Annotated in this window: 17 protein-coding genes; 6 read left to right on the top strand and 11 right to left on the bottom strand. The window is 70.3% G+C overall.

Going from position 1 to position 19,394, the window contains the following annotated elements:
* Positions 1 to 130: 130 nt before the first annotated feature.
* The 3 genes from ACFWWU_RS01540 (at position 131) to ACFWWU_RS01530 (ending at position 2,975) form a co-directional block, all read left to right on the top strand.
* Complete coding sequence (locus tag ACFWWU_RS01540) at positions 131 to 1,258, top strand: sensor histidine kinase (RefSeq protein WP_384137686.1); 1,128 nt, start codon at positions 131 to 133, stop codon at positions 1,256 to 1,258.
* Positions 1,255 to 1,932, top strand: coding sequence for a response regulator (locus tag ACFWWU_RS01535; RefSeq protein WP_384137684.1), 678 nt, complete (start codon positions 1,255 to 1,257; stop codon positions 1,930 to 1,932). The genes ACFWWU_RS01540 and ACFWWU_RS01535 overlap by 4 nt, the downstream gene beginning before the upstream one ends.
* A 248-nt stretch (positions 1,933 to 2,180) precedes the next feature.
* A complete protein-coding gene (locus tag ACFWWU_RS01530; RefSeq protein ID WP_384137682.1) occupies positions 2,181 to 2,975 on the top strand; it encodes a sulfite exporter TauE/SafE family protein in 795 nt (264 codons plus the stop codon).
* Between the two features lie 86 nt (positions 2,976 to 3,061).
* On the opposite strand, the gene ACFWWU_RS01525 is transcribed toward ACFWWU_RS01530, so the two are convergent.
* The 3 genes from ACFWWU_RS01525 to ACFWWU_RS01515 form a co-directional block, all read right to left on the bottom strand.
* Positions 3,062 to 5,686, bottom strand: coding sequence for an RICIN domain-containing protein (locus ACFWWU_RS01525; protein ID WP_384137680.1), 2,625 nt, complete (start codon positions 5,684 to 5,686; stop codon positions 3,062 to 3,064).
* A 41-nt stretch (positions 5,687 to 5,727) separates the two neighbouring features.
* Complete coding sequence (locus ACFWWU_RS01520) at positions 5,728 to 8,112, bottom strand: non-reducing end alpha-L-arabinofuranosidase family hydrolase (protein WP_384137678.1); 2,385 nt, start codon at positions 8,110 to 8,112, stop codon at positions 5,728 to 5,730.
* Positions 8,113 to 8,427: 315 nt separating this feature from the next.
* A complete protein-coding gene (locus ACFWWU_RS01515; RefSeq protein ID WP_384137676.1) occupies positions 8,428 to 9,993 on the bottom strand; it encodes a sigma-70 family RNA polymerase sigma factor in 1,566 nt (521 codons plus the stop codon).
* A 665-nt stretch (positions 9,994 to 10,658) separates the two neighbouring features.
* Here ACFWWU_RS01515 and ACFWWU_RS01510 point away from each other — a divergent pair.
* Complete coding sequence (locus ACFWWU_RS01510) at positions 10,659 to 11,867, top strand: PP2C family protein-serine/threonine phosphatase (protein WP_384138400.1); 1,209 nt, start codon at positions 10,659 to 10,661, stop codon at positions 11,865 to 11,867.
* Positions 11,868 to 11,915: 48 nt separating this feature from the next.
* On the opposite strand, the gene ACFWWU_RS01505 is transcribed toward ACFWWU_RS01510, so the two are convergent.
* The 4 genes from ACFWWU_RS01505 to ACFWWU_RS01490 form a co-directional block, all read right to left on the bottom strand.
* Complete coding sequence (locus ACFWWU_RS01505) at positions 11,916 to 12,254, bottom strand: MerR family transcriptional regulator (RefSeq protein ID WP_384137675.1); 339 nt, start codon at positions 12,252 to 12,254, stop codon at positions 11,916 to 11,918.
* A gap of 210 nt (positions 12,255 to 12,464) precedes the next feature.
* On the bottom strand, positions 12,465 to 12,911 hold the full coding sequence (locus ACFWWU_RS01500; protein ID WP_384137673.1) for a DUF2267 domain-containing protein: 447 nt from the start codon (positions 12,909 to 12,911) through the stop codon (positions 12,465 to 12,467).
* Positions 12,912 to 12,965: 54 nt separating this feature from the next.
* Positions 12,966 to 13,361: a DUF2267 domain-containing protein gene (locus tag ACFWWU_RS01495; protein ID WP_384137672.1), complete on the bottom strand. Its 396-nt coding sequence runs from the start codon at positions 13,359 to 13,361 to the stop codon at positions 12,966 to 12,968.
* A gap of 97 nt (positions 13,362 to 13,458) precedes the next feature.
* Positions 13,459 to 13,893 (bottom strand): Hsp20/alpha crystallin family protein, encoded by a 435-nt coding sequence (locus ACFWWU_RS01490; RefSeq protein WP_384137670.1) that lies wholly within the window; start codon positions 13,891 to 13,893, stop codon positions 13,459 to 13,461.
* 127 nt (positions 13,894 to 14,020) lie between these two features.
* On the opposite strand from ACFWWU_RS01490, the gene ACFWWU_RS01485 reads away from it, so the two are divergent.
* Positions 14,021 to 14,680 carry an HSP18 transcriptional regulator gene (locus tag ACFWWU_RS01485; protein ID WP_384138398.1) on the top strand — a complete coding sequence of 220 codons (660 nt, stop codon included), beginning with the start codon at positions 14,021 to 14,023 and terminating at the stop codon, positions 14,678 to 14,680.
* Between the two features lie 233 nt (positions 14,681 to 14,913).
* On the opposite strand, the gene ACFWWU_RS01480 is transcribed toward ACFWWU_RS01485, so the two are convergent.
* Positions 14,914 to 15,117 carry a cold-shock protein gene (locus ACFWWU_RS01480; RefSeq protein WP_048475199.1) on the bottom strand — a complete coding sequence of 68 codons (204 nt, stop codon included), beginning with the start codon at positions 15,115 to 15,117 and terminating at the stop codon, positions 14,914 to 14,916.
* A 255-nt stretch (positions 15,118 to 15,372) separates the two neighbouring features.
* Positions 15,373 to 15,711: a MerR family transcriptional regulator gene (locus ACFWWU_RS01475; RefSeq protein ID WP_384137668.1), complete on the bottom strand. Its 339-nt coding sequence runs from the start codon at positions 15,709 to 15,711 to the stop codon at positions 15,373 to 15,375.
* 1,007 nt (positions 15,712 to 16,718) lie between these two features.
* Here ACFWWU_RS01475 and ACFWWU_RS01470 point away from each other — a divergent pair.
* Positions 16,719 to 17,078, top strand: a complete 360-nt coding sequence (locus ACFWWU_RS01470) for a hypothetical protein (RefSeq protein ID WP_031143209.1) — start codon at positions 16,719 to 16,721, stop codon at positions 17,076 to 17,078.
* Between the two features lie 105 nt (positions 17,079 to 17,183).
* On the opposite strand, the gene ACFWWU_RS01465 is transcribed toward ACFWWU_RS01470, so the two are convergent.
* Together ACFWWU_RS01465 and ACFWWU_RS01460 are read right to left on the bottom strand one after the other, a co-directional pair.
* On the bottom strand, positions 17,184 to 17,495 hold the full coding sequence (locus ACFWWU_RS01465; RefSeq protein ID WP_384137667.1) for an SCO5918 family protein: 312 nt from the start codon (positions 17,493 to 17,495) through the stop codon (positions 17,184 to 17,186).
* 102 nt (positions 17,496 to 17,597) lie between these two features.
* Positions 17,598 to 19,112 (bottom strand): DEAD/DEAH box helicase, encoded by a 1,515-nt coding sequence (locus tag ACFWWU_RS01460; protein ID WP_384137665.1) that lies wholly within the window; start codon positions 19,110 to 19,112, stop codon positions 17,598 to 17,600.
* Between the last annotated feature and the right edge of the window lie 282 nt (positions 19,113 to 19,394).

Raw genomic sequence — 19,394 nt, 5'->3', positions numbered from 1 at the left:
GTCCAGCAGGCGCAGGCACTTCGCGCTACCACGGACGCGGCAGCTGCCGCCGGGCTACCGCGGGCGTGGTAGTCGGCCGCTCGTCCGCGAGTGGGATCCGCCCGCGGCGGCCTCGGGCTACGGTGCGCGCATGAGCAGAGGACGGTTCCGCGTCAGGGCCGATGTCAGGGACTGGCTGATCGCCGTGGGAGTGGCGGCGGCGCTGCTGGTCACCGGTCTGTCGGGGCAGCACTCCGCCACGGGCCTCGGCCTGCTCGGCTACGTGCTGTTGGCGGTCGGCGGCCTGGCGCTGGCCGCGGGCCGCCGGGCTCCGGTCGCGGTCCTCGCCGTCACCGGGCTGTGCGCGGTGGGGTACCAGGCGGCAGGGTTCGACGTGGCCGCCGTCGCGTTCCTCTTCGCGGTGTACGCGGCCATGCGGGCGGGACACCGCGTCGTCACGGTGGCGGTGAGCGTGGCTGTGCTGGCCTCCCTCCCCGTCGCTGCCCTCGCCTCGGGCCTGCACGACACGGGCGAGGCGTTCGCGCAGGCCCGGGGGGCCCTCGAAATCGCCTGGCTCATCGCCGCCGGCGCCGCCGGTGAAGCTCTCCGGCAGGCCGAGCAGCGGGCCGACGAAGCCGAACGCACCCGGGAGGAGACCGCGCGGCGCCGCGCCGACGAGGAGCGGCTGCACATCGCGCGGGAGCTGCACGATTCGCTCACCCATCAGATCTCGGTGATCAAGGTGCAGTCCGAAGCGGCCGTCCATGTGGCCCGCAAGCGTGGCGAACCGGTCCCGGAGGCCCTGCTGGCCATCCGAGAGGCCGGCCGGGAGGCGTCCCGGGAGCTCCGCGCCACCCTGGAGGCCCTGCGCGACGACGACACCACCCCACCGCACGGCCTCGACCACATCCCCGAACTGGTGGAACGGGCCGGCAAGACCGGTGTGCGGGCGACACTGTCGATCCAGGGCCGGCAGCACGACGTACCGGCCGCGGTGGGCCGCACGCTCTACCGGATCGTCCAGGAGTCCCTCACCAACATCGCCCGTCACGCGGACGCCACCACGGCATCGGTCCGCATCGACTACCGCCCGGACGCCGTCGCCCTGCAGGTCGACGACGACGGCAAGGCCACGCCGGACACCGCCCCCGCGCCAGGCATCGGACTGCTCGGGATGCGCGAACGCGTCACCGCCCTCGGAGGCCGACTCCGAGCAGCACCGCGCGACGAGGGCGGCTTCACCGTCCAGGCCGAACTGCCCGTGGAGCGTGCCTCGTGATCCGTGTCCTGCTGGTCGACGACCAGCCGCTCATCCGCAGCGGATTCCGCGCGTTCCTCGACCTCGAAGACGACATAGAGGTCGTGGCCGAAGCCGCCAACGGGCAGGAGGGCCTGGAGCTCGCCAGAGAGCATCTACCCGACATCGCACTCATCGACATCCAGATGCCGGTCCTCGACGGCATCGAGACGACCCGGCGCATCGCGGCCGACCCGGCGCTGACCGGGGTCCACGTCGTCATCCTCACCAACTACGGCCTGGACGAGTACGTCTTCGACGCCCTGTCCGCGGGGGCCGCCGGATTCCTCGTCAAGGACATCGTCCCGGAGGACTTCCTCCACGCCGTACGCGTGGCCGCGCGCGGCGACGCCCTCCTCGCGCCCTCGATCACCCGCAAGCTGATCAACCGGTACGTCGCCGAGCCGCTCCCCACCGACACGGGCGCGGTGCTGGATGGCTTGACCAGCCGAGAACGGGAGGCCGTCGCCCTGGTTGCGCACGGCCTGTCCAACGACGAGATCGCGGCGCGCATGGTGATCAGCCCGCTGACCGCGAAGACCCACGTCAACCGGGCCATGACCAAGCTCCATGCCCGCGACCGCGCCCAGCTCGTGATCCTCGCCTACGAATCCGGCCTGGTAACCCCGCGCAGCTCGCCACCCCACGTCCGGTAGACGCGCCGCAAGGCTCGTACCGCGCCGCAAGGCTCGTACCGCGCCGCAAGGCTCGTATCGTGCCGCGGTCCACGAGGTCAGGGCCTGGGATGGATCGCGGATCTCGTCCCTGTGACCTGGTGCGATCGTCCACTGGGTACGGCCTTTCGGGTCCGTCAGACTGCCCACATGACTGACACCGAACCTGCGGTTGCCGCCCTGGCGCGCGGAGGGCGGGCATGGGCGATGTGACGTCGGACAGGAGCCTCGTGGCATCCGCACGGCTGCGATCGGCACCGCTGGTCTTCGGCGCCGGCGCTCTGGTGGGTGTGCTGGGCGGGATGATCGGACTGGGCGGCGCGGAGTTCCGGCTCCCGCTCCTGATCGGCATGTTCGGCTTCGCGGCGCTGTCGGCCGTCATCCTGAACAAGGCGATGAGCCTGGTCGTCGTGGTCACCGCTCTGCCCGCCCGCCTGGCAGCGGTCTCCTTCGGTGAGCTGGGCGCCCACTGGTCGATCGCGGTCAACCTGCTGGCAGGGAGCCTGCTCGGCGCATGGGCGGGAGCCTCGTGGGCCGTGCGGATGCGGTCTGCCACCCTCTACAAGGTCCTGGCGATCCTCATGGTCGGCATGGCTGCCGCGCTGGTCGTCACGCACACCACCGCCGTGGGATCGCTCGCCCTGCCGACCGTCGTGCAGGTGGTGGCCGGAGTGGCCGCCGGCTTCGGCATCGGTGTGGTCGCCGCGCTCATGGGCGTCGCGGGCGGAGAGCTGCTGATCCCCACGATCGTGCTGCTGTACGGGGCAGACATCAAGGTGGCGGGAAGCCTGTCCCTGCTGGTGTCCCTCCCCACGATGCTCGTCGCGTTCGCTCGCTACAGCCGCGACGGCGGCTTCGCCGTCCTCGGCGCCCAAGTGCGCTTCGCCGGACTCATGGCCACGGGTTCGATCGTCGGGGCGCTCCTTGGCGGGCTCCTGCTCGGGGTGGTCCCCGACGTGGTCGTCATGCCCGCACTCGCGGTCATCCTGCTGATCTCAGCCGTCAAGGTCGCCCGCCACGACTGACCGGGAGGAGCGGGTGCCATTCGTTTCATGAGCCGCCCGGCGGGGCCGCAGGCCGTTGTGCCTGCGGCCCCGCTCGGGCGTCGGGGTCAGGACGGGTCGCCGTACTGGAGGCCGCGTCCGTTGGTGCCGACATAGACACGGCCGTAGGTGTCGGGGTCGCCGGCGATGACGCCGACACCGCCGATGCTGCCCCACTGGTGGGCGTCGTCGTTGACACGGAGCCAGGTGGCGCCCTTGTCGGTGGAGCGGAAGACGCCGGTGACGTCCTTGACGGTACCGATCAGGTACAGCGCCTGGTAGGAGGCGCCCGGCGCGGCCTTGCCGAAGCCGAGGGCGGAGGCGGACCGCACGGTGGTGAGCGTGGTGAAGGTGCGGCCGCCGTCGGTGGAGTGCAGCACCCCCTTGGCGCCGCCGGCGATCCACAGGTCCCCGGCGATGCCGGGGACGGCCGTGAGCCGGCCGGCGGGCAGGCCGGTGGCGCGGGCGGTGAAGGTCGCGCCGCCGTCGGTGCTGGCGTGGAGCGTGCCGCCGGCCAGTGAGTAGAAGGTCCTGCCCGAGGAGCGGTCGGCGATGACCACGGCGCCGGTGCCGAGGCCGCTGACCTTCGACCAGCTCGCCCCCTTGTCGGTCGAGCGGTACGGGACCTGACCGGCCTCGGTCCAGACGATGGCGGAGCCGTCCGCCGAGAGCGCCACATGGCCGCTGTCGGAGCTGCCCACCGGCTCCGACGCGAAGCCCTTCCAGCTGCGGCCGCCGTCGGTGGAGTAGGCGCCGTCCTTCGCGCCGCCACGGCCGACGCGGACCATCGCCGAGGGGTCGGACTGGGCGAAATCGATGTCGGTGCTGGTGATCATCATCGGGTCGTCCAGCCGGCCGGCGGGCACCCTGGTCAGCGAGTCGTGGCGGAAACCCCCCAGGTCACCCATGGCGGTGATGGCGGTGGCGCCGCCGGGCGGGGCGATCACGTCCATCAGCGCGGTCTCCTCCAGGCCTCGGGCCCCCACGGTCCAGTGGCTGGTGCCGCCGCTGTCGGTGGCGTCGGCGTCCTTGCTGCGCCAGATGCCGCTGCCGGTGCCGTACAGCACGTGCCCGGAATGGAAGGGATCGATGGCCAGGGCGGTCATCCAGTGCCCGGTGCCGGTACCGACGTAAGGAGCGGCGGAGGCGTCCCGCACCGACTTGTCGGCCAGCGCCTTCCAGGTCGTGCCGCCGTCGGTGGTCCGGTAGATCTCGTCCTCGGGCCACCAGCGGTCGAGGGTGGTCACCATCACCGTGGACGGCTTCTGCGGGTCGACGGCCAGACCGGAGAACCCGTAACCGCCCTTGGAGGGCGAGACGTTCTTCCACGCCCCGCCCGCCGGCGTGTACTTCCACACCGAGCCCGCGGTCACGCCGTTGGGCCCGACGACGTCGGTGTACGTCAGGTACAGCGAGCCGTCACCGGAGAGCACGCCGCGCTGCGGCATCTGGCCGGTGGGCTGCCCGGAGACGGCCTGCCAGGTGCTGCCGCCGTCGGTGGAGCGATACAGGGAGGTGGACTTGTCGGCGACGCCGACATAGACCGTCCTGCTTCCGGCCGGGCCGTACGTCACGAAGGAGACGCCCGCGCCGCTGCTCGCCCCGTCCTTGACGGGGAACGAGGAGACCTGACTCCACGTCACGCCGTGGTCGGTGCTGCGCCACAGGCCGTTCTTACGGGTGCCGAGGAGCAGCGTGCCGTTGTTCGCGGGGTCGATCACCAGCCGCTCGCCGGCCCCGCGGCCGTCCTCGTTGGCACCCAGCTTGAAGGGCAGATCGGTGCGCTTGAAGGTGCGGCCGCGGTCGGTGGAGCGCAGGATCGCGCCGTTGCCCGCCCAGCTGTTGGTGTAGGTACCCGCCGCGAGGTAGAGCCGGTCGGGGTCGACGGGGTCGGTGGCCAGCGCGTCGATGCCCAGCAGGTTCCAGTCCTTCTCGCCGACCCAGTCGGTCAGCGGGATCCACTGCTCGGCCGCGGCGTCCCAGCGGTAGGCGCCGCCCATGTCGGTGCGCGCGTACAGCAGGCCTTTCGCGCGCGGGTTGAACACCAGCCCGGTGACGTAACCGCCGCCCACCACCTGGGCGTTGTTCCACACATAAGGTCCGGTTCCGGCCGCCTGCGACTCGGCCGCCTTCACCAGCTTCCACTGCTGGTTGGTGCTGCCCTTGCCGGGATACTGGATGACCGCCGCGCCGTCGGCCGTGGAGGCTCCGGAGACGTCCAGGACCTGGCCGCTCCTGCGGGAGGTGAACGTGACCGCGTCGGAACCGCTCACCTCGCCGATCCGCCACTCCTGGGACGTGGAGGAGCTGTCGGTCTGCTGCTCGGCGGCGGCCGCCTGGGCGGACGAACCGCCCGCTATGCCGAGCACTTTGCCGCTGTTGCGGTTCACCAGCTCGTAGTAGCCGTTCCCGGTGGGTCGCAGCTTCCACTGCTGGTTTGCGGTGTTCTGGTCGGTCCACTGCTGGACGCGGGTGCCGTCGGCGGTGGAGAAGGCGTTGACGTCCAGGGCCTTGCCACTGCGTACGGAGACCAACCGGTAGTAGGCATTGCCGTCGACCGTCGCGGCCTGCGAGTCGTCCTGCACGAACAGGAGGTACGGCACGACGAGAGCGGGCGCTCCGAGCAGCAGTCCTGTCGCGGTCCAGCGACGGCGGTGACGCCCGCGGCGTCCACCGTTCGTGGGGTTCTTCATGGGGGGTTGTTTCTCCTTGCGTGTCACCGTGGATCGGGCAGTCAGCGCTGCAGGGTGAGGAGACCCGGCCGGTACGGCAGTCGGTCGTAGGGGCCGCCCGCGGTGGGGGACTTGCCCTGGTAGAGGAACTGCAGGTCGCAGGGGTCGATCGTCATGGTCTGGTCGGGATCGGTGCGGACCAGGTCACCGTGGCTGATGTCGTTGGTCCAGGCGGCACCGCTGTTCGCCTTGCCCGCAAAGGGGTTGCTCTCGGTGGCTGCCTGCGGGGTCCACGAACCGCTCAGGCTGGAGGCCGTGAAAGAGCGGAAGTAGCGCCCGTTCGCGCCCTTCGCCTCGACGATCATGAGGTACTGCTGCCGGCCCTGGACCTTGTAGACCTGGGGGGCCTCGAACAGGTTGGCCTCCGTATCGCTCATGACCGTCGTGTACGACGAGCCGAAGCTGCCCGGGAAGTTCCCGATCGGCATGCTCGACCGGTAGATCTTGCCGTTGTCACCGGCGAAGAACAGGTGCATGTTCTGGTCGTCGGCGATCAGGGTCTGGTCGATCGGGCCGGTGGGGGAGTCGGTGCGGGGGATGCTGCCGGTGAACAGCGGCTGCGGCGCGGACCAGCCGTTGGGGTCGGTGGGGTCGCTCGACGTGCGGTAGATGAAGGGCCACTGACCCCACTGGTACGCGAGGACCCAGATCTTCTTGGGCGCGAAGTAGAACAGCGTGGGCGCGACCGCGGGCTGGTTCATCGCCTTCTGTCCGGCGGACGCCATGTCCGACCAGTGGGTGAAGGGGCTGAACGTCATCGAGCCGTACTTCGATCCGTTGAAGTTCGACCCGTAGACCACGTGCTTGCCGTTGTGCACCACGCTGGTGAAGTCCTTCAGCGAGGCCCACCCGTTCGCCGGCTGCGCCAGGGCACCCGTCGAACTCCACGTGTACGTCGACGGAAGCGCGCACGTGCCGCCGCCCGACCCGGACGGGGCGGTCCACTTCTGATTGCTGCCGGACCAGCAGGAGTGCAACTGGATCTTGGTGCCGTCGGCGGTGGCCGCGCCGACGGCGTCGAGACACAGCCCTGACTGGACACCGACGATCGTGCCGTTCGTGTTGATGTTCCACTGCTGGTTGGTGCCGCCGTTGCAGTCCCAGATGACCACCGCGGTGCCGTTGGCGGTGCCCTTGCTCTTGGCGTCCAGGCACTTGTTGCCGTGGATCTTCAGCTGCTTGCCGTCGGTGTAGGTCCAACGCTGGTTGCCCTGTCCGCCACAGGTCCACAGCTGCGCCTGGGTGCCGTTGGCGGTGGTGGAGGCGGGGATGTCGATACAGCGGCCGGAGGCCGCGCCCTTGATCTCCCCCGTCCCCGTACCCGTACCGGTACCGGCACCGTCGGACGGCTTGCTCGGGGTGGGCCCCGAGCCGGCGTTGAGGGCGTTCATGACGGCGGTGTACGCGGGCTTGGGCTTGCCGTTGTTGTCGAACAGCAGCGGGTTTTCGCCGCTGCGCCAGGAGTCGCTGTCACGGACGCCCCACACCGTGATGCCGGTGCACCGGGCTACGGACAGGCAGGCTTTGACCGCGTCGGCGTAGTGGGTGGGTGATGCCTGGGCGATGTCCAGCTCGGTGATCTGGACGTCGACGCCCAGGGCGGCGAAGTTGGCCAGGGTGGTCTTGAAGCTCGCCGGCGGGCCGTCCGCCCCGAAGTGGCTCTGGAGTCCGACGCAGTCGATGGGCACGCCGCGGGACGTGAAGTCCTTGACCATCCGGTAGACGCCCTGGGTCTTGGCGTCCGACCAGTTCTCGATGTTGTAGTCGTTGTAACAGAGCTTGGCCGAGGAGTCGGCCGCACGGGCGGTGCGGAACGCTTCCTCGATGAAGCCGTTGCCCAGGACCTTCTGGAACACCGAGCTGCGGAGCCGGCCGCTGGGGCCGTCAGCGAACGCCTCGTTGACCACGTCCCAGGCGTAGATCCTGCCCTTGAAGTGGGTCATCGTGGTGGTGATGTGGCCGTTCATCACGCTGCGCAGCGTGTTCGCGTCGCCGATCGAGCCGACCCATGCGGGGAGCTGCGAGTGCCAGACCGTGGTGTGGCCGCGCACGCGCTGGCCGTTCGCCTTCGCACGGTCGACGATGCGGTCGGCGGGGCCGAACTTGAAGGTGCCGCGGGACGGCTGGACGGCGTCCCACTTCATCTCGTTCTCCGGGGTGATCATGTTGAACTCCCGGTCGGCGATCGCGGTGTACGCCGAGTCGCCGAGCCTGCCGGCGGCCACAGCGGTGCCGAAGTACCTGCCCGAGGGGGCCGCCTGCGTACCCAGGTTCGCGGCTCCGGCGGAGCTGGGGAGGAGCGTCACGACACCGGCCACCACCGCCGCGGCCGACAGTCCTACCGTCACTGTTCGGCGACGCCGGCTGAGCCGGTGCAGGCCCTTCATGATTCTCCTCGGGGGTCGCGGGTCACCCTGGGTGCCGTGATCATGCGAACGTGTCGCGTCATGTGGAGGGGCTTTCTTCCGGAGATGCGTCAACGGGGAAGTCGGGGAACCTGCCACGCCGGCACGCCATGGTGAGCGGCGGGAAGGGCACCCCATGCAAGGGAGGCCTCCGCACTCGGGGCCTCGTAACAAAAAAGTCGCCCCGTCCGGACGATTGCTCAGTGAGGCATCTCGCGGGCGGAAAGCGTTATGCCGAGCCCCGCGGTCTGGTCGTCCCGCTGGAAAGGGGGACCGTGCACGCACGAGGTGCGGTGCTCAGGCCCAGGCCCTGCGCATGATGAAGGAAGCCTGGCCGGCGAAGGCCCGAGTGCCGTCGGAGCCGTCGAGCCAGACGCCACCGTCGCGGTGGCGGAGGACCGATCCGGGATAGTTGTGCGCGTGCAGGGTCACCGACCCGGCGACCGCCCCGGGACGCGGACAGAAGGTGGCGTCTTCACGGAACAGTTCGCTGCCGTCGTTGCTGCTCAGCCGTAGCCGCAGGTCACGATGGCGCAGATAGCGACCGTCGGCGGCGCGGAAGGTGACGCACCGTGTGTCGGCCAGCCCCCCGATGACCGTGAAGGTGACCCGCTGCCGGGTCCGCGTGCTGCTGGACGCGGAGACCCGGCCGAGCGTCGCGAAGTCGCCGGCATACGTGAGGTACAGGGCGGGGCGGTCCACGGACTCCAGCGACTGTGCGCCCAGCGGAACAGTGCCTGCGACGGCGGACGGACTCACCGGGGACGGTTCGGCCGGCGTGGTGGTGCGCGACGGGATCGGCGTGGTGGTGCGCGACGGGATCGGCGTGGGAGCGCCGACCGTGGGCGCGGCGATGACACCGGGCTCCCGATGCGCCGGTTCGGGCCAGGTCGCGTAGGTGGCGGTCCCGGCGATGAGCACCGCGCCGGTGGCGAGGCTCACCAGCGGATGAGCGGTCACCACCTGGAGTTTGCCGATCAGCGCGCTGTGCAGACCGCCTCCCCACGTCGCCGTGCCGACGGCGACGTGTGCCGTGGCCAGCCCGGCGGTGCTCGCGGCCGTACTCGACAGCAGGCCCTTGGCGGCCAGCGCGGCGATGAGGCCGGCCGGGACGGCCAGCGTCGCGAGGCTGAGGAGCAGGCGTTCGGCCGGAACCCGACCTGTCGTCGTCGCCATGCAGACCGGGCAGTCACGGGTGTGCCGCGCGATCCGCTTGCGCCACACCGATGTACGGAGCCCGTCCCAGCCGACGACGGTCTCGTCCAACTGCGGACAGCGCGGATCGGTTTCCAGCGCGGCGACGATCGTCCGGCTCAGTTCCAGCTGCTCGCGCATGCGTTGCAGGCGTACTCCGACGTGGGCGACAGAGAGCCCCATCGACGCGGCGACGTCGTCACGGCTCAGCGAGCCGGCGCATTCCTGCAACCACAGCGACAGCAGCACCCGATGGTCCGGGTCGAGCCACCGGCCGGCCTCGACGATCTGACGGCGCTCGTCCGACACATGCATGCGCAGGATCGTCACGCCCTCGGGCTCGGCGCCGACGGCCGGGATCTGGCGTGCCTCGTCGATGACCGTGGTCCGGCCGGCGAAGGCGCGTTGCCGGTGCCAGTAGGTATTGATCTGGCGGAGCGTGATCGACACCAGCCAGGACCGGAAGCTCTCGGGGGCACGCAGGGCAGGCAGGTCGCGCACCACGCGCAGCAGGGTCTCCTGGACGACGTCGTCGACGTCGGCATGTCCGCTCAGCGACCGCCCGACGATGTTGTAGACCAACGGCAGGTAGGCGGCGACCAGCTCCTCGCGCGCCCGATCGTCACCGGCCTGCGCCGCGACGACCAACCCCGCGTGGTCCGCGTCCATGAGCCCCCTTCCCACCTCCCTCAGGGAGCGATCCGCCGAGTACGGCGCCTCACCCTAGCGTCGGCGCGGTACGCGGCCAAAGCCTGCGCCCTGGATCAACGGACCGGCCCGTGCCGACGTGGAGGGCCCGGTACCGCGGGTGCGTTCGGGTGGCCGGCGGCCCACTCGTGGACGGCACAGCGGCCCCGTCGGGGCTGCCGTTTGCGGACCCGTTCCGACCGCTGTTCACCGCCCGTCGGGGCACGGCGAGGGCACGCCCGACCGCCCCCGCATCGCGTGCGCGCCATGCCGGTGGCCGGGCGGCGTACCCGAGTAGGGCCGATGCCTGCTGTTCGGGTGAACCCGTCAGGCAGCGCCGCCTGCACGGGCGGCAACAGCTCCCTGGCGTGCGGGTCCTCGGGCAGGGTTGAGGACGGTCGCCCCAGCGGGGTTCGCGGACTGGCCTGCCGTGGGCACAGGCTGCGACCGCACGGGGGGACGCCTTCTACGAGGCGGTGGGGGCCGACCGAAAGGCCTCGGGCGATCGGAAAGAGCGTCAGGGAGCAGTTCTCGTGGAGGGGCCGGTCCCGCGGTGTCGGAGGAGGAGAGGAGCGGTCATGCCCCCAACCGGGGAGCGAGATCCAGGCGCCCATCAGGGGCGCGCCGACGGTGAGCGGTTGGTGGCAATGGACCTCGCGGGCACGCTCGCGGCAGCGGAATCCGCCTCTCCCGTCGAGTCACTGGACGTCGTCGCACGGATGCTCAGGGACCGCCTGAACGCTGCTGCGGTCTCGTTCCTGATCGTCGACTTCACCGGGTCGTCAGTGGTGCGGCTCGGGGCAGCCGACAACGTCGAGTCCGACGAGCCCCCTGAGCGCGTCGCGCTGCCCGGCACCCTCTACGCGGACGTGTTGCGCACACAGCGGCCGGCCCTCCAGCGAGAGGGCAACGGTTTGGTCAGGGTCGTGGCGCCCGTCACCAACCGCGGCGACGCCATCGGCCTGCTCGAACTCTCTCTGCCGGATGGCCCCGACGAAGGCGCGATGAGGCAGATCGGTGAGACCGCGCATGCCTTGGCCTACATCGTCATCGCGAACCGGTCCTTCACCGATGTCTACCAGTGGGGCCGTCGTACGCGGCCCCTGAACCTGGCGGCCGAGATCCAGCACCGGCTCCTCCCCGCCTCACTGGCCTGTGAGGCGGCCCAGTTCACGGTCGCCGGAGCACTGGAACCGGCGACGCACGTCGGCGGCGACACCTTCGACTACGTCGTCGACCGCGACACCATGCAGCTCTCCGTCACCGATGCCATGGGCCACGACGTGGAAGCCGCGCTGCTCGCCACCCTCGCAGTGGGCGCCCTTCGCAGGGCAAGGCGTGCCGGCGCCGAGCTCGAAGTACAGGCCACGGAGGCCAACCGGGCCGTCATCGACCACGGCAGGCGGGCCTTCGTCACCGGGCAGCTGCTGCGCGTCAGCCTGCTCGACGGGACCACCCAGTTCGTCAACGCGGGGCATCCGTGGCCGCTGCTCCTGAGACAGGAGAGGGTTGAGGAGGTGGTTCCCGAGGTGGATCTCCCCTTCGGCGTCCAGCTGCGCAGCGCCTACCGGGTGCAGCGGCTGGACTTGCGAGCGGGCGACCGCCTCGTGATGCTCACCGACGGCATGCTCGAGCGCCGCGCCGTGGAGGTCGACCTGCCCTCCCTGATCGTGCGCACGGGCGATCTCCACCCCCGCGAGGCCTCCCGCGCTCTGGTCGCGGAGATCCTCCACGCCCACGGCGGCCGTCTCCAGGACGACGCGACGGTCATGTGCCTGGACTGGCACGGTACCCACCAGGTCACACGCAGCGCTGACGCCGGGGCGGACCTGGCGGAGGCGTCCGCGCCCGAATAGCACTCATTCGACGACCGAGACCCGCCGATCCCGACGGGCGCACTCGGTTCAGGCCGCGGTCGGCGGGTCCGTCGATTCGGCGGCGCGGCGGTATTCGGCGTTGATGCGCTGGGCTTCTTCGAGCTGGTCTTCGAGGATGATGATGCGGCAGGCGGCCTCGATGGGGGTGCCCTGGTCGACGAGTTCCCGGGCGCGGGCGGCGATGCGCAGCTGGTAGCGGGAGTAGCGGCGGTGGCCGCCCTCGGAGCGGAGCGGGGTGATCAGGCGGGCCTCTCCGAGGGCGCGGAGGAAGCCCTGGGTGGCGCCGAGCATGTCTGCCGCCCGGCCCATGGTGTAGGCGGGGTAGTCGTCGTCGTCGAGACGGCCGAAGGAGTCGTCTGCTGTCACTGGCACCTCTCTGGTGAACGCGTTGAGGGGCCCTGGTGCCGTACTGGCACCAGGGCCCCGAAGGAACTACTACACCATCTGTCGGCCCTGATACCGCGCCGACCCTGTGATTCCGCCGACCCGACCGACAAGCTGGGAAGTCGACCACGACCACACCCCGGCCGGCTGGCCCATGGCCGAACGCTTCGCCCCGCGCGCAGCCGGCTCCGGTCAGGCGGCGGCGCGCTGAGGCCGGCGCAGTTGTGCCTGTCCGAAGAGGAGCGCGTAGTCGTCGGGGAGTCGCTGGAGGACGCGGGCGAGGAGGTCGGGTCCGGCGAGCGCGGTGACGGTGGCGAGTACGGAGCCGGTGTCCCAGCGGGCGATGGCCGGGCTCACGCCGGTTCGTGCGGCCAGGTCCTTGACGAAGCCCCAGCCGGTGAGCTGCTCGGTATCGGGGATCTGGGCGGTCAGGGTGAGGGCGGCTTCGACGGGCAGGCACTGGGCGAGGTCGACGCGCTCGTCACCGGTGACCTGCCGGCCGAGCGCGGCGAGAACGGCGCGGACGGCTTCTTCCGCGCGTTCGCGGGTGGGGTAGGCGCCCTCGTAGCGGACGCGTTCCAGCATCTGGTCGAACGTCATCGCGGGGGTGGGCCGGTCCGGTCGAGGCTGGTCGTACATGGTGCTGCGGTTGCCTTTCTCTTCGAAGGTTCGAGTTCCGGCCGTCGGCGCCGGTCAGGTGGGCTGGTGGTGGCCGAAGAGGAGGTCGTAGCCGGGCGGGAGCTGGAGCAGGACCTCGCGCATGAGGACGTCACCCGCCGCGGCGGCCACGGTGGAGAGGACCGCGCCGATGTCCCACAGGGCTGTCTTCTCGGTGGCGCCTTCGATCCAGGCCGCGGTCGCGCGGACGAAGCGTTCGGGTGAGAGCGGTTCGGCGGCCTGCAGGGGATTGAGGAGGATCAGGGCGTACGTCTCGGGGAGCCGGGCGGCGAGCTCGGCCCGCACGGTGCCGACCAGGTGCGCGCCCAGTAGGGCGAGGACGACGTGGGCCGCCCGTTCCGCTTCGGGCAGGGTCGTGTACTCGCCGCGTTCCTGGACGTGGGCCAGGAACGCCTCCCTGCGTATCGACATCACGTCACCTCCGGGGAGGGGTGAAGGGGCGAGGGGCGCGGAGGACGGGGTGCCCGGAGGGGGATCGGTTTCCCGTCCTCCGCCGCTGTGGGACCGGTCAGCCGGAGATCTGCTTGCGGCCGGATTCGCCGCCGATGCTGATCTTCCGCGGCTTGGCGCGCTCGGCGATCGGGATCCGCAGGGTCAGGACGCCCGCGTCGTAGTCGGCTTCGATGTGCTCGGTGTCGAGGGTGTCGGCGAGCATGATCTGGCGGGAGAAGGCGCCCAGGGGTCGCTCGGAGAGTTCCATCTGCACGCCGTCGGACTTCCCCGCGGGCCTGCGCTCGGCCTTCACCGTCAGCATGTTCCGCTCGACGTCGATGTCGATCGCCTCGGTGCTCACGCCGGGGAGGTCGAAGGCGATCACGTACACGTCGCCCTGCCGGTAGGCGTCCATCGGCATCACGGCCGGCTTCGACCACGTGCCCGACGCACCCGACAGCTGCTGGACGATCCGGTCCATCTCGCGGAACGGGTCAGTGCGCATCAACATCGCGAAACACCTCCAGTTGGTTCAGGCAGGAACTGCCAATGCGCTTCAACGTGCTTCCGTTGTAACATGTCATCGAAACGACGACAAGCAAGGAGTCATCTGGAGGATGACAAGCAGCGAGAGGGTCATGAACGAAGCCGGCCAGCCGGCCGCGCCGGTCCCCTTCCCCGCCGCGGCGACGGCCTTGCGGGCCATCGACCAGGCCGTGAGGCACGCGCAGCGTTCCTCTGCCGGGACGCCCCCGACCGAGCCGACAGACGCGGGCCCGCACCCGGCGCTGGCCGCGCTGCTGATGCTGCGCGAGGTCCGTGAACAGCTCGCCGGCTGGGAGAGCGGCCTGATCGAAACAGCCCGGGGCCAGGGCGCGAGCTGGGCCGACCTCGCCGGACCCCTAGGGGTCGCGAGCCGCCAGGCCGCCGAACGCCGCTACCTGCGCTTGCGCCCCGGCACGGCCGGAAGCACCGGCGAAGAACGCGTCCAGGCCACCCGCGACACACGTGCCGCAGACCGCGCCGTCACCGCTTGGGCCCGTGACAATGCGGCCGACCTGCGCCGGCTCGCCGGCCAGATCACCGCCCTCACCGACCTTCCCGACGCCGCCGCGGCAGCCGTCGGCGAACTGAACCGGGCCCTGGCCGACAACGACGCAGCGCGCCTCCTCCGGCCCCTGACCGACACCCGGCCGCACCTGCGCTCCGAAGACTCGGCCCTCGTCGATCACCTCGACGCCGTGACCCGACACACCGACCACCTCCGCCAGGACAGCCACGACCGGCGCGGCACCTGACCCGGAAGACGAACCGCACCGTGCCGACGCCGCGCAGCCGTTCGAGCGTGCGGGGCACCTGGTCGGGCCCCGGCCTGGACACGGATCAGGGCCGCGCAGCAACAGCTGCGCGGCCCTGATCCGGTACGCGTCGGATCCCGCCGACATCGCGGGCGTCCGCTGCTTCGGGTCGAGCGGTACGGGCCGCAGGGGCGGCCTTACGTGCCGGTCTCGGTGCCCGCGGGTGGTGAAGGTCAGGCCGGGGTGATGTTCTCGGCCTGGGGGCCCTTCTGGCCCTGGGTGACGTCGAACGTCACGGTCTGGCCCTCCTGGAGCTCACGGAAGCCCGAGGAGTTGATCGCGGAGTAGTGGGCGAAGACGTCCGGGCCGCCGCCGTCCTGGGCGATGAAGCCGAAGCCCTTCTCCGCGTTGAACCACTTCACAGTTCCCGTAGCCATGTCTCATGCCTTCCAGTCGATGAACGCCTCCCGCTCCATGCGGAAGGCGGAGCTGATCGCCCTGGTTCCTGCGGCACAGCACAGCAAAAAGCCCACGCCGAACGCGTGGGCACAGGGGAACTTCCGAACCACGACAGCTGACGCAGACGCTACACGCCGACAACGGGCTGTCACCAGAGGGAAACGAGCACGCGTGACGACCCCCGACAGGCACGGGTGGGGTGTGCCCGCCGAGACCGGCGGGCACACCCCACCTCAGGCCGCTGTCCGTGGATGTATCTCGGCCGCTGCGCGACGGTATTCGGCGTTGACGCGCTGCGCTTCTTCGAGCCGGACTTCGAGCATGACGATGCGGCAGGCCGCCTCCACGGGAGTGCCGTGGTCGACGAGTTCCCGGGCGCGGGCGGCGATGCGCAGTTGGTAGCGGGAGTAGCGGCGGTGTCCGCCGGCGGAGCGGAGCGGGGTGATGAGGCGGGCTTCGCCGATGGCGCGGAGGAAGCCCTGGGTGGTGCCGAGTATCTCGGCGGCCCGGCCCATCGTGTAGGCGGGGTAGCCGTCGTCGTCGAGACGGCCGAACGAATCGTCTGCTGTCATCGCACCTCACTGCGAAACAGGTAGGGAAAGGGGTCGGAACGCGGGGAGGGGCCCTGGCGCGTACGACACCAGGGCCCCGAAGGAACTGCTACACCATCTGTCGGCCCTGAGACTGCGCCGACCCTGTGTTTCCGCCGACCCGGCCGAGATGCTGCCGGGAGTGCGGGGATCGCGGTTGCTTGACCGGAGACCACCTCACTATCGATGTCCTGCGGTACCCGGGCTCAAGGCTTCCGCCCGGGCGATCCTGATGGCGCCTCAACTCCTCCGTTCTTCCCTCGGTGATCAACTGCTTACCAAACGGGAGACACCGCGAACTGCGGGTTACTGCTGTACCGCTGATACCGCGAACTGCTGGTGGCCTGACCCAGCGCCACTCTCCGGCAGCCAGCCCCGTTGCCCGTCCTGCGTCTGCTCTGGCTTAGAACCCCACTGCCGAACTTCCCGGTGCGCGCGCCCGCAGCCGACGCCTTCACCGAGGTGCTGCTCACTACTTCACTGCTGGGTACTGCGACTGCTGGGTACTGCGAACTGCACTTACGGGTACTGCCACTGCGTTGACTGCGTACTGCTGACGGCGGCCCCTGATCACTGCGGGCCACCCGGTCCGGTCGTCAGCCCCGTCGCCGTCCTGCAACAACCCTGGCTTCGAAACTCCACCACCGCACCGTCCTGCGCACTGCAACTGCGGGTACTGCTGCCCGGCAGTTCGTCTCTGCCGGGCCCTGCGGTCTCTCTGGGCTACGAGAGAAACCATAACCACGCCATCGCGCAATGTCTACTCCGGCCGTCATAGATTTTCGTGCCCGCCGAGGAGAGCTAGACCTTCACGGTCGACCCAGGATGCGCAGAGCAGCCTGCACAGCAGGTCAGGGCTCAGGAGACGCATTGCCCGCGCGACCGCTGTCACCCGTCGGGCCTCCGACGGGAAGACGGTGAGTGCTCTTCTCGACCGGTAGCCCTCCCGATGGAGAGAACGGGCCGACCGGTGCATAAAATCGGCTCCCATGTCGAAGCCTGACGAGCTGCTCGTTGACGTTGCCACCCTGGTGGAGTCCGGGCAGAGCAATCAGATGTCCCTGACCGTTGTCACCGGTGGCGCTGTCATCACCGGTCGGCTGGCACCCGAAGCCGTGTGGAGGCAGCGGGTGTCGGAGGTCCTGACGGACTCCGCCCGCCTGGGCGAGTTCGCCGCCATCTTCACCACCACGACACCCCAAGAGGGGCCGCCCACCCATCTGCACTTCCATGTGGCCCGCATCCTTCAGGGCACGGTGGGGATCCCGGAGACGGGTGGGATGTATCGCGTCTCGATCGCGGATGTCAGCGCCTGGACCATGGGCGACTTCAGCTACTCCGACCACTGACCCGACCTTCGCGTAAGAACCCCCGGTATGCGGGAGGGCCCGACCGGCACGTGCCGGTCGGGCCCTCCTCGCTGTTCGGGTGTCGGCTCGCGCCGGTCCTGTCCGTCAGACGGCCACCGGGACGCCGAGCATCGCGGAAGCCCGCTGGAGCGGGCTGAGGCCGTGCGTGGGCACGGCGGCCCGGGGAAGGTCGCGGCAGGTGAACCCGAGCTGGTTCATGGCCCGGATGACTTCACCGGTGCTGAAGTCACGGCGGTCCTGCCGAGTGATGACCTGGCCGACCTGCTTAGCGGGGTAGGTACGGCGCCCGATGATCACTGACTCGCCGACGACCTGCTCGGGCTTGATGCCCTTCATCGACTCCAGGACACCGCTCTTGGTCAGGTCGAACGGGAAACGGGCGATGACACAGCGCATGTTGCCTCACAGGAAGAAGAAAGGGGGACGGTCGTGCCGTGGTGAGGCGGTTCAGCGGGCAAGGGCGAGGCTGCCCAGAGCACTGCCCTGATCACGTGCTTCTCAGGCCGCCGCGTCGAAGGCCGACTGCCGCACGCTCACGCGCCGGACGGTCGAAGCGGGCCGACGCCTCCCCCGGGAGGCCGCGCCGCGCTTGGCGCGTTCGACGACCGGTGCGGTGATGACGACGGGGATGCCGGAGGGGGCCTGGGCGCCGGTGATCCGGTTCAGGGCCTCTTCGCCCGAGCGGACCTGGGTGGTCTGCGGGGTGATGCCGGCGGCCTGCATGAGGCGGGTCATGTCGCGGCGCTGGTTCGGGGTGACGAGGGTGACGACGCTGCCGGACTCGCCGGCGCGGGCGGTGCGGCCGCCGCGGTGGAGGTAGTCCTTGGGGTCGGTGGGCGGGTCGACGTTGACGACGAGGTCGAGGTTGTCGACGTGGATGCCGCGCGCCGCCACGTTCGTCGCGACCAGCACGGTCACGTGTCCGGTCTTGAACTGGGCGAGGGTGCGGGTGCGCTGCGGCTGCGACTTCCCGCCGTGCAGGGCGGCGGCCCGGACACCGCTGTTCAGCAGGTCCTGGGTCAGCCGGTCCACGGCGTGCTTGGTGTCCAGGAACATCATCACCCGGCCCTCGCGCGCCGCGATCTCCGTCGTCGTCCGCTGCTTGTCGGCGCCGTGGACATGCAGCACGTGGTGCTCCATCGTCGTCACCGCACCGGCCGAGGGGTCCACCGAGTGCACGACGGGGTCGGTCAGGTAGCGGCGTACCAGCAGGTCGACATTGCGGTCCAGGGTGGCCGAGAACAGCATCCGCTGCCCCTCGGGACGCACCTGGTCCAGGAGGGCGGTGACCTGCGGCATGAAGCCCATGTCGGCCATCTGGTCGGCCTCGTCGAGGACGGTGATCGCGACCTGGTTCAGCCCGCAGTCGCCCCGGTCGATGAGGTCCTTCAACCGGCCGGGCGTGGCCACGACGACTTCCGCGCCGCCGCGCAGTGCTCCGGCCTGCTTGCCGATCGACATGCCGCCGACGACCGTGGTCAGGCGCAGCTTCACGGCGCGGGCGTACGGGGTGAGGGCGTCGGTCACCTGCTGGGCCAGCTCGCGGGTGGGGACGAGGACCAGCGCCAGCGGCCGGCGCGGCTCGGCGCGCAGTCCGGCGGTACGGGCCAGCAGCGCGAGGCCGAAGGCCAGGGTCTTGCCGGAGCCGGTGCGCCCGCGGCCGAGGACGTCACGGCCCGCGAGGGTGTTGGGCAGGGTGGCGCCCTGGATGGGGAAGGGCACGGTCACGCCCTGCGCGCGGAGGGCCGCCAACAGCTCGACCGGCATGGCGAGATCGGCGAAGGCCTCGACGGCGGGCAGAGCGGGAGTGATCGTCTTCGGCAGGGCGAACTCGCCTTGGATCGAGGCGGGCCGGCGGCCGTAGCCGCCCGAGCGGCTCGGACCTCCGGAACGCCTCGGGGCCGACGAGCCGAAGCGGCTGCCCCGCTCCGAACCGGCGGCAGCGCCGAAAGCGGGACCGCCGGTGCGGCCACGGGTGTGAGAGGAACGGTTGTTCGTACGTGTGCGGTTCATTCAGAACCTTCCTTGATACGGCGCGTATCAAGGAATTCCCGCAGCGGAAACGCGGCGCGGGGAATCACGAGAACGGTGCCGAATGGAATGCGAAAGCGACTCTGGCCTACAGGGATTCTGTACGGTCGCAGGCGCTGAGATGGGGTGGCGTCATGTGGACGCGAAACCAAGAAAAGTCGAGCGGGGGTAGAGCGCCGAGCAGGCTGTAACCCTGAATACTTCGTCCCGCAGGTGACACCACTACGGGAAATACGTGCAGCTGGGGCCCGCACCCCGAGGGAT

It is taken from the genome of Streptomyces sp. NPDC058650 (assembly GCF_042717315.1).
Lineage (GTDB): Bacteria > Actinomycetota > Actinomycetes > Streptomycetales > Streptomycetaceae > Streptomyces.
The sequence above is the reverse complement of the archived record's forward strand: the minus strand, read 5'-3'. Positions and strand labels throughout refer to the sequence as shown.

Coding starts and splice junctions, on each gene's coding strand:
- ACFWWU_RS01540 (WP_384137686.1), top strand. CDS start 131: ATGAGCAGAGGACGGTTCCGCGTCAGGGCCGATGTCAGGGACTGGCTG.
- ACFWWU_RS01525 (WP_384137680.1), bottom strand. CDS start 5,686: ATGAAGAACCCCACGAACGGTGGACGCCGCGGGCGTCACCGCCGTCGC.
- ACFWWU_RS01520 (WP_384137678.1), bottom strand. CDS start 8,112: ATGAAGGGCCTGCACCGGCTCAGCCGGCGTCGCCGAACAGTGACGGTA.
- ACFWWU_RS01515 (WP_384137676.1), bottom strand. CDS start 9,993: ATGGACGCGGACCACGCGGGGTTGGTCGTCGCGGCGCAGGCCGGTGAC.
- ACFWWU_RS01510 (WP_384138400.1), top strand. CDS start 10,659: ATGGACCTCGCGGGCACGCTCGCGGCAGCGGAATCCGCCTCTCCCGTC.
- ACFWWU_RS01500 (WP_384137673.1), bottom strand. CDS start 12,911: ATGTACGACCAGCCTCGACCGGACCGGCCCACCCCCGCGATGACGTTC.
- ACFWWU_RS01495 (WP_384137672.1), bottom strand. CDS start 13,361: ATGTCGATACGCAGGGAGGCGTTCCTGGCCCACGTCCAGGAACGCGGC.
- ACFWWU_RS01490 (WP_384137670.1), bottom strand. CDS start 13,893: ATGTTGATGCGCACTGACCCGTTCCGCGAGATGGACCGGATCGTCCAG.
- ACFWWU_RS01485 (WP_384138398.1), top strand. CDS start 14,021: ATGAACGAAGCCGGCCAGCCGGCCGCGCCGGTCCCCTTCCCCGCCGCG.
- ACFWWU_RS01480 (WP_048475199.1), bottom strand. CDS start 15,117: ATGGCTACGGGAACTGTGAAGTGGTTCAACGCGGAGAAGGGCTTCGGC.
- ACFWWU_RS01475 (WP_384137668.1), bottom strand. CDS start 15,711: ATGACAGCAGACGATTCGTTCGGCCGTCTCGACGACGACGGCTACCCC.
- ACFWWU_RS01470 (WP_031143209.1), top strand. CDS start 16,719: ATGTCGAAGCCTGACGAGCTGCTCGTTGACGTTGCCACCCTGGTGGAG.
- ACFWWU_RS01465 (WP_384137667.1), bottom strand. CDS start 17,495: ATGCGCTGTGTCATCGCCCGTTTCCCGTTCGACCTGACCAAGAGCGGT.
- ACFWWU_RS01460 (WP_384137665.1), bottom strand. CDS start 19,112: ATGAACCGCACACGTACGAACAACCGTTCCTCTCACACCCGTGGCCGC.